1 protein-coding gene and 1 pseudogene are annotated in these 1,250 nt (G+C 67.0%); both read right to left on the bottom strand.

The annotated features are described in order from the left end of the window. Positions 1 to 989 (bottom strand): DUF222 domain-containing protein (locus DN771_RS29040; protein ID WP_117001084.1); only part of this gene is annotated, 989 nt, incomplete at its 3' end. Positions 990 to 1,062: 73 nt separating this feature from the next. Further along, positions 1,063 to 1,250: pseudogene (locus tag DN771_RS29035) on the bottom strand (IS110 family transposase); the annotation flags it as partial.

Below are 1,250 nucleotides of genomic sequence, written 5' to 3'. Positions count from 1 at the left end.
AACGTGTCGCGGTCGATCACGACGTTGACGCACACATCGATGCCATGGCCGTCCAACGGCGCACCGGCGGCGGCTTCGCAGATCGCCGACAAGGCATCCATCCGCCGCTGCCCGGCCGAGCGGGCCAGCTGTGACTGGCTGTAGCCGTCGCCGTAGACCGCCTTGGCGTGCTCGCAGTCGGCGAGGTATTCGCTGTGGGCGTAAGCGTCGAGGACCGCTTTGATGGCGGCGGCTTGGGCGTTGGTCATCTGCCCCGACAGGTACGTCGTCTCCCCGACCGTGGACATGCGGAGGCGGCGGGCGCGGTCGGCGTGGTCGGCGGTGTGGTTGGGGCCGTCGAGGTCGACGAGGCGTTCGAACTCGCGGAGCTTCTCGCAGTACAGGTCGTAGTCGTCGAACACCGCCCAATCGACCAACTGATCGAGCACCGGCATCACGTAGCGGCCGACCCGTGGGTGGGCGTGCAGGCGGGCCAACTGGCGGACCTGAGCAATCCCGATGCGACCCTCCGACAGCAAAACCTCCAGGTGCGGTGCCTCGCGGAACAACTCGATCGCCTGCGCCTGGCGCAAGGCGTCGAGACCGGGTTCCCGGATCGAGGCGACGAGCCAGTTCTTCACCGTTCGATGTCCGTCCAACACATGGAGGCTGCGTTGGTCGGCGTCGGCGGCGACTGCGACGGTGGCCGCCTCGACCCCACGAGCAACCCGGGCGAGGTCGCCCAACACGGCGCCGAGCACACGATCACGGGCCGTGCCCGTCAGAGCGCCGACCTGCTCGCGTACGGTGGCGAGGAACGTGTCGACAGGGCCGGCGAGTGGGCCGCGTACCGGGTCGGGGGGTTCGTGGAACGTGCTGAACAGATCGATCAGGTCGACGGCGTGGCCGTCAGCGACATCAGAGGTGACCGACAACACCGCACCGACAGCCACCGCCATCGGATCATCGACAGCCTCCCCAGCCGCCGTCGGATCGTCCATCACCGCCATACACCCACCCTAAACAAGGGGTGCTACAGAGTTTCTGGATGCCGTGCTCGGAGGTGGCGCAGCGATGGCGGGGTCAGGCGGCCGGTTCGAGGGTGACTTTGACGCCGAGTTGTTCGAGCTGGTTGACGAGTTGTTTTTTGCGTCGTTCGGGGTCGAGGCGGCGGTTCCGGTAGTTGTCGCCCATCTCGTTGTAGGCGGTGTGTTCGTGGAGCATCCACCAGATCACCACGAGCAGGTGGTGGCCGACAGCGAAGACCGCCC

This window comes from Desertimonas flava (genome assembly GCF_003426815.1).
Classification (GTDB): domain Bacteria; phylum Actinomycetota; class Acidimicrobiia; order Acidimicrobiales; family Ilumatobacteraceae; genus Desertimonas; species Desertimonas flava.
The sequence above is the reverse complement of the archived record's forward strand: the minus strand, read 5'-3'. Positions and strand labels throughout refer to the sequence as shown.